The sequence below is a fragment of the Pseudoalteromonas sp. OF5H-5 genome (genome assembly GCF_021530695.1).
In the GTDB taxonomy this organism is placed as follows: Bacteria; Pseudomonadota; Gammaproteobacteria; order Enterobacterales; family Alteromonadaceae; genus Pseudoalteromonas.
Genome location: NZ_JAKGBF010000006.1, coordinates 168,625 through 183,804, shown reverse-complemented (window position 1 = coordinate 183,804; position 15,180 = coordinate 168,625). Strand labels below are relative to the sequence as shown.

Sequence of the window (15,180 nt, the reverse complement as noted above, 5' to 3'; positions counted from 1 at the left end):
GCAATAAATTTTGGGATATTAACAATGACAAACACGCCTTTTAAACGTGGTGTACTCTCTGCTTTGGTACTTTCTGCCCTTAGTCCTGTTGCTTTTGCAGATTCAGTAAAAGCGCAGCCAGATATGGAACGCATCGTGGTAACTGCAACCGGCTTTGAGCAAAAAATACCAGAAGCACCAGCGAGTATTTCAGTGATCACGGCTGAGGATATTCAAGCTCAGTCCTATACGACTTTGCTTGATGCCGTGAAGTACCAAGAAGGCGTGGACATTGGCACAACTCGAGATAAAACCGGCCAAGGCAGCGTGAGTATGCGCGGTTTAACAGGTGAATATACGCTACTACTTATTGATGGTAAGCGTCAAAACAACCACGGTGATATCTACCCAAATAACTTTGGTGGTAACGCGTTTAACCATATTCCACCTAAAAGTGCCATTGAGCGAATTGAAGTCATTAGGGGACCTGCCTCTACACTTTACGGCGCAGATGCGATGGGCGGCGTAATCAACATTATTACTAAAAAGTCAGTAGATGAATGGACTGGCAGCATCGATTTTGGCCGAAGCCTACAAACAAACGACCAGTTTGGTGATGACATTACCACAGATTTCAGTATCTATGGGCCTCTGGTTAAAGGTTTACTCAACTTTTCTGCTCGCGGTAGTATTTATGAGCGTCAAGCATCAAACCCTGAGTTTGCACCTGCAACCGATCCAAATGGTGAGTTGCATCATCGTGAACTCGGTTTTGGTAGTGGTGGTAGAACGGTTGACAACACCAATACACAACTTGGTGCGACGTTTGTGTTCACACCAAACGACAACCACACTGTTACTTTTGACTACGATATCTCAAATCAAGAGTACGACAATACACCAAACTACGACGTTGAGTCGGGCAAAATTACCTATCCGCTTGGCACCAAAGACAACATCGAATCAATCTGGCAAGACCGTCGCGGGGTGGTAAATCCACGTGCAGGTTATGCAGCGGATCAAGAATTTGACAGAAGCTGGTGGTCACTAACGCATCAAGGTACTTTTGGTGATATTGAAACCTTTGTGTCATTGGCGTTTGTTGATACCGATAACAATGGCCGTACTATGCCGCTTTCTGTTGCAGAGCGTAAACTACTACAAGCCATGTACGATGGCAGTGGTAAATATGCCGATATGGAAGAAGCAGAACGTAAAGCGCTTGCTGAAAGCACATTCTTACCACGTCCAAAGCGTACACTGAACAGTAACCAATATACGTTAGACGCGCGAGTGGATATTCCAGTTGACAACTTACTTGGCGACCACGTGTTTGTTGTGGGCGGTCAGTGGGTTGATGGTGAATTACAAGATGGCGTATTTGGCATGGAGTCTGGCGTTGCTCAAGGCGTTCAGGAACACCAAATGTACTCGCTATTTGTAGAAGATAACTGGAGCCTGAGCGATCCTCTAACAGTTACAGTGGGTGTCCGTCATGATAACCACGATGTATTCGGTAGCCAACTTTCTCCGCGTCTATACGGTGTGTATGAGCTGTCTGACGATTGGACAGTAAAAGGCGGGATCAGCACCGGTTATAAAACGCCACAAACGACTGACCTATACAATGGTATTACCGGCTTTGGTGGTCAAGGTACGTCGCCGTTTGCTGGTAACCCAGATCTTGAACCAGAAACTAGTGTAAACAACGAAGTAGCATTGTATTGGACGCACCCAACAGAGAACCACAATTTTAATATCACTTACTTCTCAACAGAGTTTGACGATAAAATCGCCCGTGGTGACACCATCAAGAGCTGCTCTGCAACCAATGGTGTAAAACCATGCGTGAATTTGGGCGTATACGACAAGCTTGGTTACGATACTTACAGCCAAAAAATCAATATCGACAAAGTTGAGATCCAAGGTATTGAGCTTGCAGGTCGTTACCAGTTCACAGATGCAGTTTCACTTTACGCGAACTACACTTGGACTGACAGCGAGCAGAAGAGCGGCCCTCAAGAAGGTCAACCACTAACCAATACCGCTGAGCACATGGCAAATGCCACAGTAAACTGGCAAGTAACAGACGAGTTTTCACTGACGCTAAATGCTGAAATGCGCTCTGATCGTTACCGTGGCTGGGACAATAACCTAGACAAAGCCATGTACTACAAAAACTACAACCTACTGCACTTAGGTGCTAAATACACCTTTAACGATAATGTCACTGTGTTTGCGCGTATCAATAACTTATTGGATGAAGACTTTACGTCTTATAGCACAGATTACAGCGACTTAAACGGCGATGGTAAATACGAATACCTAAGCGGCCGTGGTGTGGTAAGCGAAGTGGTATTTAGTGATGACTACAATGTAAAAGACAAAGCCCGCAATATTTGGTTTGGTGTCAACGTGACGTTTTAATACCCATGTAAAGCATTACTAGATTACAAAAGTCAAAGGAGGTGCAATTTGCACCTCTTTTTATTGCCACTTGTGTAAGAGCCGCTTAACGCGGCGAGCTTTTCTCCACCTTTTAGCTCGCTCGTAGCAGCGGCTTTACGCCGTGACAGACATCTGTTTTAGCAGAATAAATCCGCTTACTACCATGTGTAGGAACTGCTTTACGCGGCGATCTTTTCAACAAGACCGCGCGCTCACTCCCTCAACCATTAACCTCAATCCAACGCGGTCAAGGCACGATAGGTATCATAAGCAAACTGGTCAGTCATACCGCTAATAAAATCTTGAATAAGACGGCAGCGATAATAAAACTCAAAAATCGGCTCGGCTTGCTCAGCATCACTAAGCTTCACCAAGGTCTCGCGGTATACCGCAACATACTTTTTGGAAATTCGATTAATCAATCGCGACTCTATCGCAAAGCCATGGTCGCCACTTAATGCTGCGTTAAATTCATCAGCGTCTAAGTCAAGCACTCGCTGATATTCATTCAATATGCTGCTGGTGATCTTGTAGCCTTGAAGCTCCAACTGCTCGACTTCTTTATTCGAGAATACCTTGTTGGCCGCGACCGTTTTCAGCGACTTTACAATGGCATGAAGGTGGCTGTTATCCTCCAGTAACGAAGCGTTAAAACTCCCTTCGTAGATCGCACCAATATTATCGATAAAACGCGCTTTGGCATGTTCAGCAAGTGGGTGCAACAGCCCCACGCGGAGCCAAATAAAAAATTCATTATCAAAATTCGCCATATGCTTGCTGGCTTTGTCATTGGCGTAGTGCAGCTTTTTACTCATAAGCTCTAACAGCTTGTCATCGGTGATCCCAAATCCTGCGGCGATATTTTGATATTCCTCTATTAAACAGCCCGTTAACTCATCTACGCTAATAATGCCTTTTTCTACAGCGTCTTCCATATCGGCAAGGCAATAAGCAATATCGTCAGCCGCTTCCATGATATAAGTCACAGGATGGCGATGACCCACTTGGATCTGCAATTTGTCGCACAGCTCACTGACAAACCCACTTTCACTAAAATAGTACCCTGCTTTCTTTTGCAGGTAGGACTTATCAATGGCTACGGTCGACTTAGGCGTGGTCGCGCAGCGGGTATATTTCATCACAGTGGCGCATTGTGAATAGGTAAGGTTAAGCCGAGAAAGCGTATGAATAACGCGAATGGCTTGGGCGTTACCCTCAAAACTACAAATATCGAGCAGTAACTCCATTTCTTGATTCAGCACCGCCAGATCCGACGCCTTGCTCTCCTTTGAGCCATACCTCAGCGCCGCCCGAGCACTTTTTGCAAACTGCTGATGCTGGCTCAAATAGCGTTTAAACCAATCATTGATAGCGGCCTCGCCAAAGTGACCAAATGCAGGGTTACCAATATCATGCATCAAACAGGCCATTTCAGACAGAGTAACCAAACACTCAGACAAATCCACCTGCTGTCCGTTTTTATCTTCATATTGCAGCAAATCTTGCCTACTTTGCTGCACCAGCGCATCAACAATTTTTTTAGCAATGTAACGGCCATTTTGTTGCACCTCAAGCGAGTGCGTTAAGCGCGAACGCACCGCCGCATTGCGCTCAAGCGGAAACACTTGGGTTTTTTGTTGCAGTCGTCTAAGCGCAGCACTGTTGATAATACGCCCGCGGTCACTTTCAAGACTACTTGCCTCACTGCCACCGGTATTGTAAGAACGCTCGTTTGTTATTTTATTCTTGAAGTGCATGCCACTTTCCTGTTGAGACTCAAGCTACATTTCCAATGTAGGTGAATGTGGAAAAGTTGTAAACCGAATCGACACCTCGCATAGCCAGCCTACAAGCAAACCTTCATATAAGGTAAGGTAGCGCAGGATCTCTACACCGAATTAACAACAGGCAAAAAACCGACTAAGCCAGTAAAGTGATAAAAAGAGACTGTAATGCTTTGTATCAGGCTAGCTTATCTATAGTTGTTATTTCTACGGGCTTGGTTTAACCCTAGTTTTAATAGTTTGGCAAAAAATATCTAACACTTTGGTGGTAACCACTACAGCTTTTTGAACAAGTCTTATGCACTTTTTGATACACACTCTCCTAGAGACCTAGTTGCTAAGTTAAATAGAGATAACCAAGTAGTACAGCTGCCACAATTTCCTAATTTAAAAATTGCCTGCGGCCACTTTAAAACTGGTGAAAGTAGCGAAATGTCCTTCATGCCAGCTCCATCGGGATGTGGAAAAGTTGACCTTGAAAAACACTTCTTAGCTCATGCTCGTGGTCACTCTATGAACGGTGGTAAATACCCGATCTTAGATGGGGATTTGCTATTACTCGAGCGTATCACGGCGAACAATGCAGACTCGATTACAAATACCATGATCGCCATAGAACGATACCTATTATAGTGGCAAGAAATCCAGAGTATGAAGTAATTAAAGCCAATGAGGAGTTTGTGACGTTTGCGTGATTGAGAGAGGTGTAGAGACTCTCTGAGAATTAGCGCAGCGTAGATATGAGCTATTAGCGTCAAAGAGGAGCTGGTTAACAACCAGAGAGGTTTCTCTATTAACATAACGGGTGATAGGTTATAGCTTGAACTCTATGTAGATGGATTGTAAATTGATTTATCGATAAAAACTTTGGTTGTATTTCACAACTTTAGTAACTAGGACACTCAAACAAATGGATGGCTCAGCGTCACAACAACGCAACACAGTAAAAAAAGCTGCTTTATTTTCATTTAATAAATTTGTTGCTTTTACCGTTTTTATAACCAGTATCGTTATTGGTGCTTATGCAACTGATCTTGTTGAGATAGTGAAGGCCTACGTGCTTTATTCTGGTAGTAGCTTGATTCGCTTTATACCAATTTTGGTGCTTAGTGTGGTGATGATAAGTTATTTGTATTATCAATTTGAGCGAGCTGGACTAAGCACTTTTAGGAGATTCATAAAGTCAATTTCAACTGTGTTTGTATGCGCAACATTTTTTTCAGCAGGGATGTTTCTTAAAGATCCTTGGATATCACTTTCCATGTTCAACGATGAGTACGATGGCCCCGTCAAAACTTTTCAACACTACGCGGGGTTTGAAGTAAAGAAGGATAAATGTGAAAAGCGCGGTAAAAATCTTACTTGCTCCTTTTACGCTATTAATCTGCTTCCTCGTGATAATGCTTTTAGGATTAGAAATAAAAGTTATGCGATTGACCACAAAGATAGTCAAGCTAGATTACTAGCATACTATGTAGGTGAAAAGCGATATGGTAGTTATAACTCTGATTACTTTACTGTGCCTGTAGGAAGTAAGCGAATGTTTAAAATGGAGTTTGAGCTCTCATCGGATGAAAAAATGGTATTTGCTCCGTACTTGTCAGTAGTACTGGATGCAGAACATCATGAAGAAAAGCATCTCAACTTTAGATCTATGGATGTTGTGGGCTATGTTCAGTAGTCCGTGATTTTGCAAAGGTGAATTATGAACCAAGCCCTTAAATTTTTACTGTCTATCATAATCGTCGTCGTAACTTTTATCGTTTCAGCAACCTTGGCTGGGATGTTGGCGGAATATGCGGGCTGGTGGAAAAAGCCGGTGATAGGTGGTGTAGCAGCGGCTTGTGTGGTGCTGTCGGGTTATATAAGTGCGCCGGTGTATAAGTTGTATTCTGCGGCGGTATGGCTGTTGATTGGTGCAGCTGTAGCGTGGGTGATGTCGAGTGTGTTTATGTATGCTGAGGATGCCGACACCTCAGTGCCTTTGTATGTGACCTACGCAAATGGTGTGTTTGCTTTGGCGCTTTGCTGGGGTTGGGAGCGTCGAAAGGTTGTGTGAGGGATTGGTTCTCTGTAATGGGGTGCAAGAGATCGCCGCGTAAAGCGGCTCCCACCTGTGCGGAGCTAGTGTGGTGGGAGTGGGTTTATTCCGCGATGTTTTGTGTAGAGATCGCCTTGTAAAGCTCGCCGCGTAAAGCGGCTCCTACGTGAAGTGGTTTTTACCAGTGGGATCTAGTATGGTGGAAGGGGATTTATTTCGCGATGTTTTTTGTTGAGATCGCCGCGTAAAGCGACCCCACCTGCGTGAAGTGGTTTTTACCAGTGGGATCTAGTATGGTATGAGGGGATCTATTCCACGATGTTTTTTGTTGAGATCGCCGCGTAAAGCGGCTCCTACCTACTTATTCAATTGTTAAAGGAATATTCAATATGACTCCAAGTGCGTTACGCAAAGCAGTTAATGCCTTTTCTCAAGATACTCAGCATCAACCGGATTATTATTTTGTTGAAGGCTATTTGATAGGCAAAGTTGCCATTAATGATATTGCTGAAATACACGAGTGGTTGCCTGAGCTCTTTGGTGATTACACGGCTATTTACCGTGCTCAGTTAGAGGCTTTAATGGATTTGCATGAGCAGTGTGTTTCAAGCTTGGATGGAAAAACTTATAAGTTGCCAAAAGAGTGTGCGCTCTCTAAGCAAGACTTTGCTGCATCATTAGCAAAGGGGGCTCCGTTACCGAGCTTTTGTCTTGGTCTGCTTAAGGCGTTGGATAAAGTATCTTTTGAGAACTTGTCACTAGAGCAGAAAGGTGCGGTAAGTGAATTACAACAACAGCTCACCGGATTTACAAGCTTAGATGCAGCAAAGGCGGCGTTTTCACACGCTGAGCCTATGATGCCTTTTGAGCGAGAGGCTCATGACGTAAAGCGTTATTTGGCTGGCGCGATTATGGAGTTAGGGGATACTTTAATTTGGGATCCTGAGTTAGACAACGAGCTCGGAGCGTTTGAATTTGAAGAAGATTTTGATGAAGAACAAGAAGAAATAAGAAACTCACTGATTGAGAACTTACTTAAATTGACTCACATCGATTCAATCCCTTTACTTGACCAGTTTATTCATAATGAAGAACAAGACTTTATTACGCCTGATTATATTGAGGAAAATCAAGGCAATTTTTGGCTTATCCATGAAACCAGACCTTATATGTTTATTCGTTATCATAAAGCATGGATTTACTTTTGGGCAGACAGAGTACAAGAGGCGGTTGATGAGCTCGCCGTGCTGCTGCGACTTAATCCAAACGATAATCAAGCCTGTCGATACCTGTATGTGAACGGTTTAGTCATCTTAAAACAGTGGGATAAACTACAAGCTTGCCTTGATGAATATGAAGAAGAGAGTATTTTTATGCTATCTGCAGAGGCGCTGATGCATTTTGCGCAGGGTGGCGAGAGCAAAGCTTTGAATGAGCTAAAAGCGACAATCAAAGGGTACAATAAGCACTTTATCAAGATGCTTACAGGTCAAGAAAAGACTAAGCAAAAAGAGATATATGGCTACACATTGGGTTCAAAAGAAGAAGTCTTAAGTTATATAGATTGTGGTGGCAAAAAAGCCTGGTTAAGCGTGGAAGGAAGCCTCTTTTGGCTGCGTAAAAAATCATAGCGGACTTTGGATAAATTAAGCAAGTAGAGATGCAAAGCTAAGAGTTGTTCACCGGTGAAGTTGACCTTCACCGGGGTTATCGGCAAGATTTTCTCGCCTTAAAATAGTTCACTTAATTAAGCGAATTAGTATTAGAAGTCATATCGGATAGAGGCGGCAAAGCTTCGTCCCGCACTTTCAAGTCCATCTAAGCTTTCTGTTATACCGTGGCCTGCAAGATTACCGTGTTGGTAGTAAGTTTTATCAAATAGATTACGAATAGCTAAATTTACGGCAGTATTATCACCCAATTTAACTTGTGCTAACCAGTCAATCGTGCCGTATCCAGGAGTTTGGTATTTACCAGTGTTCACTTTGGTCATTTTTTTAGCAAAATTAAGGATAAGATCTGAACTCACCATATCATTTTGATACTTGAAGCCTAGGTTCCCTGACAGCGGATTAATGGAACTGATATATTCATCTGTCTCATCATTTTTACCATCTTGATATGTTGCGCTAAATGAAACAGACAATGTATCGGTAGCATAGTAAGTAGTGGAGAACTCAGCTCCTTTGATCGTAACTGAATCAATGTTCTGGTATTGGAATTTGTCATGGTTATAGGCAAAGTTTCCTTCATCATCCAATATGGTTTCACGGCTTATAAGCTCTGTGGACAAGAAGTTATCAAACTTATTGTGGAACAGTGCAGTTGAAATAGTGAAGTCACCAATATGGCCACGTAATCCAAGTTCTAAGGTGTCACTTTCTTCTGGACTTAAGTCCTCTGCTGGTAAGATTTCATATAAATATTCTGCAGAAGCCTGATTGTAGTGTTCAATATAGGCTAGATCATAAGGCGGTACTTTGAACCCTTGGCCGTACTGAGCAAAAACAGAAAGCATGTTGTTTAGATAATACAAACCACCTAAATTAAACGATAAATGTTGATCGTCTATTTTCGCAAATTCTGTACCATCGGTCTTTAAGGTACCGCTTGGGTCCATGCTGTAATAATCGAAACGTAGGCCTGGCGTAACTATAAGTTTGTCATCTAGTAGCTTTATTTCGTCATTGATGAATAGGCCAGCGCGAAGTGTATCATTTTTCGGGAATTTATTGGTAATGTCATCTTTGATGACTTCGCCTTCCACTTCTCGGTATTCACGTACTGTGCGTAGGCTCTCAGTGGTTTCTATATCAACACCGTAACCAAGAGTATGTTGCTTATCGAGTGCTTTACTCGCGTGAGAAATAAAACCATACGTAGTTTGCTCATAAGTACCGGTTTTCCACATGTCGCGTTTTTCGATAACACCAAACATAGGCGCGTTAATATCGAGTAAAGCATACTCTTGATCGTCTTGAACACTGTTTGTGTAATACAAATTAAACTGTGCTGTGTCCCAAACGCTATTGCCCGTATCGTTGTGATAACTCAGGCGGAACGAATCTGTGTGCTTTTCGGTCTCTGTACTTTCCGTCGCGATGTTGTAGCCATATTTAGCTAGACCACGGAAATATGCCAATAGACCATCGGCAAGGTCGCCACTTACATCTTGGCGCCACAGATCAGCAGAAACATTGACATAATCTTTGTCGTTGAAGTTGTATTTTAATTTGTAAAGTAAGCTTTGAGAGTCTATATCAAAGGGAGCGCGGGTGTTGTGCTTATTTTGCTCCTCTTTACCATCTCTGGCTGTTAGGCTCAGTAAGTGGTCAAAATTGCCATGCTGGCCTGCTAGCGTTGCACTTAGATTAGTTTGTTCACTGAGGTCGCTATAGCCTATCCTTACACGTGCGCCAAGATGCTCATTGTCGTTAAGATAATCACTGGCATCTTTGGTGGTAAATACCACAATACCCCCCAACGCATCGGAACCATAGAGAGATGAGCTGGCTCCTTTCGCAACTTCAACTTGTTTTATCGTATCAGTATCAATAAAACCTCGGCCCACTATATCGTTGAGTCCATCCGCGCCATAGCCTTCATTCATGCGCATACCGTCTTTTATGATCAATACTCTATCGCCGCCCATAGCACGAACCTGAATATTTTGTGCACCACCTATACGACCCGTAATCTTTATACTTGGATCATACTGAAAAAGCTGATTTACATCGGTGATTACTTGTTCTTCGATGTCTTGGCTAGACATTACGGAGATACTAGCTGCTACGTCTTTAAGTGGCTTCTCACTACGAGATCCACTAACAACGATAACTTCTAAATCATCTGCGGAAACCGCGTTATCGGCTAACGCAACCGTTGATCCAGAAGCAATAATTGAGGCGATAAGTAGTCGCAAATAGTGTGTTTTTGCAAAGCGCATGATGAGATTCCTATGAATATTTTATTGCTGAGCTGCTACTAAAATTTGCGAAGATCATACCTCTATTATTAAAAAGATCAATCTAAATAATAATAATTTCCATTTGTGTTGTTGTAAGTTATTACATTTTCAAGTACATTGTCGCGATAATTTATAGAGGGGAATTATTGTGAATATACAAGCAATAGAAATGCTAATGGCCAATGTATCTGAGCTGCTAATGACGCCAGTTATTATTGTAATATCAGTACTTTTTGTTTACGCATTTTTTGCACTTGGACGCTTTGTATCCGAATTTTTAATTCGTAGGAAAAGTCGTTTGTCATACCAACGTGGAATAGATAATAAGTCGTTACAAAGCCACAACGGCTTTCATGTTCATAACTATTTTATTGCGAATCCAAGCGCATCTGAAGATGAGTTAGAGGTGTTTGCATTAAAGCAGCTCGAAACGCTTCGAATTGTTACGCGGGTTGCTCCAATGCTAGGTCTTATCGCGACAATGATCCCAATGGGGCCGGCGTTAAAGGCGCTCGCAGACGGTAACATTCAGGGGATCAGCGAAAACTTAATTATTGCGTTTGCTGCGGTAATATGGGGACTTGTTATTTCTACACTTACTTTTTGGCCCGCTTCGGTTAAGAAACGTTGGTGTGCTCAGGAGTTGATCAACATTCGAAAACTGAGAGGGGAATAATTTCCATGCGCTTTTTAGATGAAGACGAAGAATTAAACCCTATTGTGAGTGCCGTAAATTTGGTTGATGTTTTTTTGGTGATTATCGCGGCGTTACTGATTTCTATTGCGCAAAATCCACTCAGTCCATTTACATCAGAAAATGTCACTGTGGTAAAAAACGCCGGTGAACCCAACATGGAAGTGATCGTGAAAGAAGGCAAGGAAATTAAGCAATATAAATCTAATGGAGAAATAGGCTCTGGAGAAGGCATGAGAGCCGGGGTCGCATATAAAATGGCAGACGGTAGTTTTGTCTATATTCCAGAGAATGAAAAGAAAACTGAAAACAATGCGAAGGAGACAAACAGATGACCCGACTATTCGCGCTGCTCATTTTAGCTTTGTCTTCTTTCCAAAGTTTTGCACAGCAACAGCCTGAAGTGTTGATTATGATGTCAGGACATGCTTCTAAATCAAAAGGAGAGTTATTGCTCTCGCTGGCCGAAGATCAGCCTTTTAAACTGACTAACTTTAGCACTCGTGGCAAATCAGAAGATGAGATCCGAGCCGCTTGGCAAAGTGCTAAGTTGATTTTACTGGATGGTATTAATCCTATGCTGTCACAGTATATGTTTGCAGATTACACATCATATTTGACAGATTATCCAGAGGTTCCAGTGATCTCTTTAGGGGATCTTGAAAACATGAAAATGAATCAAGGGTTATCCCCGTCGCAGCATACAACATTGGGCGCATACTACAATAATGCAGGTAGCCAAAACTACCGTAACATGATGTTGTACATATCGACTAAGGTATTTGGGTTATCGAGTGAAGCGCCAGAGCCGGTAAAGGTAGTGCCAAATGTAGGTCTATATCATCCTGATTTTAAATCTAGCGTTACAGTTAATCAAAGCGAATTCTTTAACTGGTTGGATGTTGAAGACAATCAGCCGGTTATCGCGATTGCTATTCACCGCTCTGTAATTGACTACGAGCAACAACAAGTCGTGGATGCCTTAATCCATGGATTACAAAAGAAGGGAGCAAAGGCGCTCGCCTTTTTCTTTGAAGGTAATGACGAGTCATTGACTTACCCAGAGCTATTAACGGATGAGAATGGGGCGAGAGTTGATTTGCTCATTAATTACCGCTCACTTCACTACGTAGAAAAGCGTCGTGCTGAGTTTGCTCAAATTGGGGTGCCAGTTATTCATGCAATGAATTACACCGAAGGTGATGAAGCTGCTTTTAACCAAGATCATGCTGGCATTTCTCCTTCGTTAACGCCATTTTTCTTAGTAATGCCTGAGGATACAGGGAGTGTAGATCCGAGCATCATCGCTGCGAATGATAAAGGTGTGAAGGTGGTAATGCAGGCGCAGCTTGATGCGCTGGTTGAGCGGGCATTTAATCACGCGAATTTAGCGCATATTAAAAATCGTGAGAAAAAAATCGCTACATTTATCTGGAATTACCCTCCCGGAGAAAAAAATATAGGTGCTGCATTTTTAGATGTTCCAAGCTCAATTGTGAATATTGCCGATGCAATGAAAGCCAAGGGTTACGATGTGAAGCAAGCTCATCCAGAGCAAATTATTGAGCAAGCTGGCAAACTTTTACGTCCTTATTATCGTGGAGAAGATGCTGAAGCACTGGTTGATGTTGGTCTTGCTGATTATATGCCTTTATCCACTTATCAGCGTTGGTTTGACTCTTTGCCACAACACGTTACAGCGCCAATTGTGGAAAAATTTGGCAAGCCAAGCGAAAGTACCATGGTGCGTGAACACAATGGTGAACCTATGTTTGTTATTCCACGGATGGACTTAGGCAACATGATAATTTTGCCTCAAGGGGTTCGCGGCAGTAACGCAAAAGAGCATTCAGCAGCCTATCACAGCACAAAGTCCGTTATTAACCATGGTTATTTGGCAATGTATTTGTATGCTAGAGAGACGTTTGGTGCGGACGCGGTAATTCACTTAGGCACGCACGGCTCACAAGAGTGGTTAAGTGGTAAAGAGCGCGGATTATCTGTGTATGATGCGCCGAATTTGGCAATTGGGAACATTCCGGTGTTCTATCCATATATTATTGATAATGTTGGTGAAGCGATGCAAGCTAAGCGTCGAGGCAGAGCGACTATGATAAGTCATCTCACTCCAGGGTTTGCCAAAGCAGGGCTTTATACCGACGTTGCTGAACTTAGTGAGCTTATTACAAATTATCTGATGCTTGCTGAAGGCTTGACGCGTGAGAATACACGGGCAGAAATCATTACCCTCGCAACTAAGTTGAATATGCTGAAAGACTTAGGACTTGACGAAAAGGCTTTATCTCAAGCGTTCGATGCACATATTAGTAAGTTGCAAGATCATCTTAATACCTTAGCGCAGATGAGCCAACCTTTAGGGATCCATATTTTTGGCGAACTACCGGAAGAGGCGCATCTATACAGCACAATCTTACAAATGCTTGGGGACGACTTTACTCACCTTGCGGGTGAGTATGAACGTGAGCATGGTTTAGCTTTCGCAAAAGAGCAACAAATTGATGAGCGTAACGTTGTAAAGCTTGAAGCACTTGAGGGTTTTCAGTTATTGCAGAGCGTGTTGGGTGGGCAACAACAACTAGAGTTACCTGACACCCTTAAAGGACCAATTGACTTAGCAAAGACCTATTGGGATAACTTCCATCAAATCGCTGAACTAGAGGGCTTACTGAATGGATTATCTGGACAATACATACCTGTAAGTCACGGTGGTGATCCTATTCGCAATCCTGCAGCTGTGCCCACAGGTCGGAATCTGCTTGGTTTTAATCCCGCAAAAGTACCATCAAAAGAAGCCTATGAAGCGGGAGTTAACATGCTAGAGCAAACTGTTGCTGATTATCAGGCAAAACATGGGCGATATCCTCAAAAGCTCGCATTTTCTCTTTGGTCCCTAGAGACTATGCGCCATCAAGGGGCGTTAGAGGCACAAATTTTACACGCGATGGGTATAAAGCCTAAATGGAACCCACAGGGTAATATTATTGGTACGGAAGTGATCCCATATTCTGAATTGGGGCGTCCGCGAATTGATGTGGTGATATCGGCAACAGGTCTTTATCGCGACGCATTTCCTAACGTAATGCTGTGGTTGGCCGAAGCCATTGATAAAGTGGCGAAGATGAAAGAAGAAAACAACTTTGTTTATCGCCACGCTAGTAATTTAAAACAGCAGCTTATAGAGGAAGGAAAATCTGAGGATGATGCTGATTACCTTTCATCGGTACGGATCTTTTCGAATGAAACAGGTGCTTACGGTACTGGCTTGGCGGGAATGAGCCTTGCTTCAGATACGTGGGACGATGACAGTAAGCTTGCGAATCTTTACTTAGACCGGATGGGGTTCGGTTATGGCAAAGATGAATCTCGCTGGAGTGAGAATCTTTCAGAAACAGGACTCTATGCCAAGGTGTTATCGGGTACAGATGGCGTTGTATTTTCTCGTTCGACTAATCTATATGCTTTGATGACTAATGATGATCCATTTCAATATTTTGGTGGAATTGGTTTAGCTGTTCGCAGTCTGGACGGTAAAACTCCAAAGATGTATGTAGCGAACTTACGTCGAAAAGGACATGAGAAAACCCAAACATTAGATCAGTTTGTGAGCAATGAAATGCGCAGTCGGTATTTCCATCCTCGCTGGATACAAGCAATGCAAGACGCGGGGTATGCTGGGGCAACGGCAATACTTGATCGAATGAACAACATGTGGGGTTGGGAAGTGATGACACCCGAAGCGGTCAGGGACGATCAATGGCAAGAGTTCTTTGACGTGTATGTTGATGATAAGTATGACATGAAGATGCGAGAGTTCTTTGAGCAGCATAATGCCGAAGCATTAGCACAGATCCTTGAGCGTATGCTTGAAGCGGTTAGAAAAGGGTATTGGAAAGCCTCTCCTGAGACATTGAAAAAGATGCTAGATACTTACACCGAAATTGCAAATCAACATGATGTAGTGACCGATAATAAAAAGTTCACTGAGTATGTTGAACAACAAAATGCGGGGTTTGGTTTAGTACCCTTGATGCCTGGGCAAGCTGTGCCTAACGTTGATATGACAGCAAGTAAAGCCAATATGGAGCAAGTGACTGGTCAAAAGTTAGAACAAGTCGCTCAAGGCAAAGAAGTTGAAACTGATTATACCTTGTGGTGGCTACTGGCAGGAATTTTCTTTGCGGGTATGCTGCAGCCCTTGGTTCGACCTATGTTGACTTCTAAAACATACACTTGATAGCGCTACAAA

General features: G+C 42.9%; 10 protein-coding genes. 8 read left to right on the top strand and 2 right to left on the bottom strand.

The annotated features are described in order from the left end of the window. Positions 1 to 24 precede the first annotated feature (24 nt). Positions 25 to 2,406 (top strand): TonB-dependent receptor domain-containing protein, encoded by a 2,382-nt coding sequence (locus L1271_RS11125; RefSeq protein ID WP_235367873.1) that lies wholly within the window; start codon positions 25 to 27, stop codon positions 2,404 to 2,406. A gap of 254 nt (positions 2,407 to 2,660) precedes the next feature. Here L1271_RS11125 and dgt read toward each other — a convergent pair whose 3' ends face one another. Beyond that, positions 2,661 to 4,184, bottom strand: coding sequence for a dGTPase (dgt, locus tag L1271_RS11120; RefSeq protein WP_235367872.1), 1,524 nt, complete (start codon positions 4,182 to 4,184; stop codon positions 2,661 to 2,663). Between the two features lie 312 nt (positions 4,185 to 4,496). Here dgt and L1271_RS11115 point away from each other — a divergent pair, with 312 nt between their 5' ends. The 4 genes from L1271_RS11115 to L1271_RS11100 all read left to right on the top strand — a co-directional run bounded on the left by L1271_RS11115 (position 4,497) and on the right by L1271_RS11100 (position 7,883). Beyond that, on the top strand, positions 4,497 to 4,844 hold the full coding sequence (locus L1271_RS11115) for a hypothetical protein (protein ID WP_206471147.1): 348 nt from the start codon (positions 4,497 to 4,499) through the stop codon (positions 4,842 to 4,844). Between the two features lie 277 nt (positions 4,845 to 5,121). Beyond that, positions 5,122 to 5,892, top strand: a complete 771-nt coding sequence (locus tag L1271_RS11110) for a hypothetical protein (protein ID WP_235367871.1) — start codon at positions 5,122 to 5,124, stop codon at positions 5,890 to 5,892. A gap of 24 nt (positions 5,893 to 5,916) precedes the next feature. Beyond that, the gene (locus L1271_RS11105; RefSeq protein ID WP_235367870.1) at positions 5,917 to 6,270 is read left to right on the top strand and encodes a hypothetical protein; all 354 of its coding nucleotides are present in this window, start codon (positions 5,917 to 5,919) and stop codon (positions 6,268 to 6,270) included. Positions 6,271 to 6,641: 371 nt separating this feature from the next. Next, positions 6,642 to 7,883: a UPF0149 family protein gene (locus L1271_RS11100; protein ID WP_235367869.1), complete on the top strand. Its 1,242-nt coding sequence runs from the start codon at positions 6,642 to 6,644 to the stop codon at positions 7,881 to 7,883. 131 nt (positions 7,884 to 8,014) lie between these two features. On the opposite strand, the gene L1271_RS11095 is transcribed toward L1271_RS11100, so the two are convergent. After that, complete coding sequence (locus tag L1271_RS11095) at positions 8,015 to 10,198, bottom strand: TonB-dependent hemoglobin/transferrin/lactoferrin family receptor (protein WP_010607455.1); 2,184 nt, start codon at positions 10,196 to 10,198, stop codon at positions 8,015 to 8,017. A gap of 169 nt (positions 10,199 to 10,367) precedes the next feature. On the opposite strand from L1271_RS11095, the gene L1271_RS11090 reads away from it, so the two are divergent. The 3 genes from L1271_RS11090 to cobN are packed head-to-tail and all read left to right on the top strand — an operon-like array spanning position 10,368 to position 15,168. After that, entirely contained in the window at positions 10,368 to 10,895 is a 528-nt protein-coding gene (locus L1271_RS11090) for a MotA/TolQ/ExbB proton channel family protein (RefSeq protein ID WP_010607456.1), read from the top strand. Between the two features lie 5 nt (positions 10,896 to 10,900). Beyond that, positions 10,901 to 11,248 (top strand): DUF2149 domain-containing protein, encoded by a 348-nt coding sequence (locus L1271_RS11085; RefSeq protein WP_010607457.1) that lies wholly within the window; start codon positions 10,901 to 10,903, stop codon positions 11,246 to 11,248. Next, positions 11,245 to 15,168, top strand: a complete 3,924-nt coding sequence (gene cobN, locus L1271_RS11080; RefSeq protein WP_235367868.1) for a cobaltochelatase subunit CobN — start codon at positions 11,245 to 11,247, stop codon at positions 15,166 to 15,168. Before L1271_RS11085 ends, cobN begins: the two co-directional genes overlap by 4 nt. Positions 15,169 to 15,180: the final 12 nt, after the last annotated feature.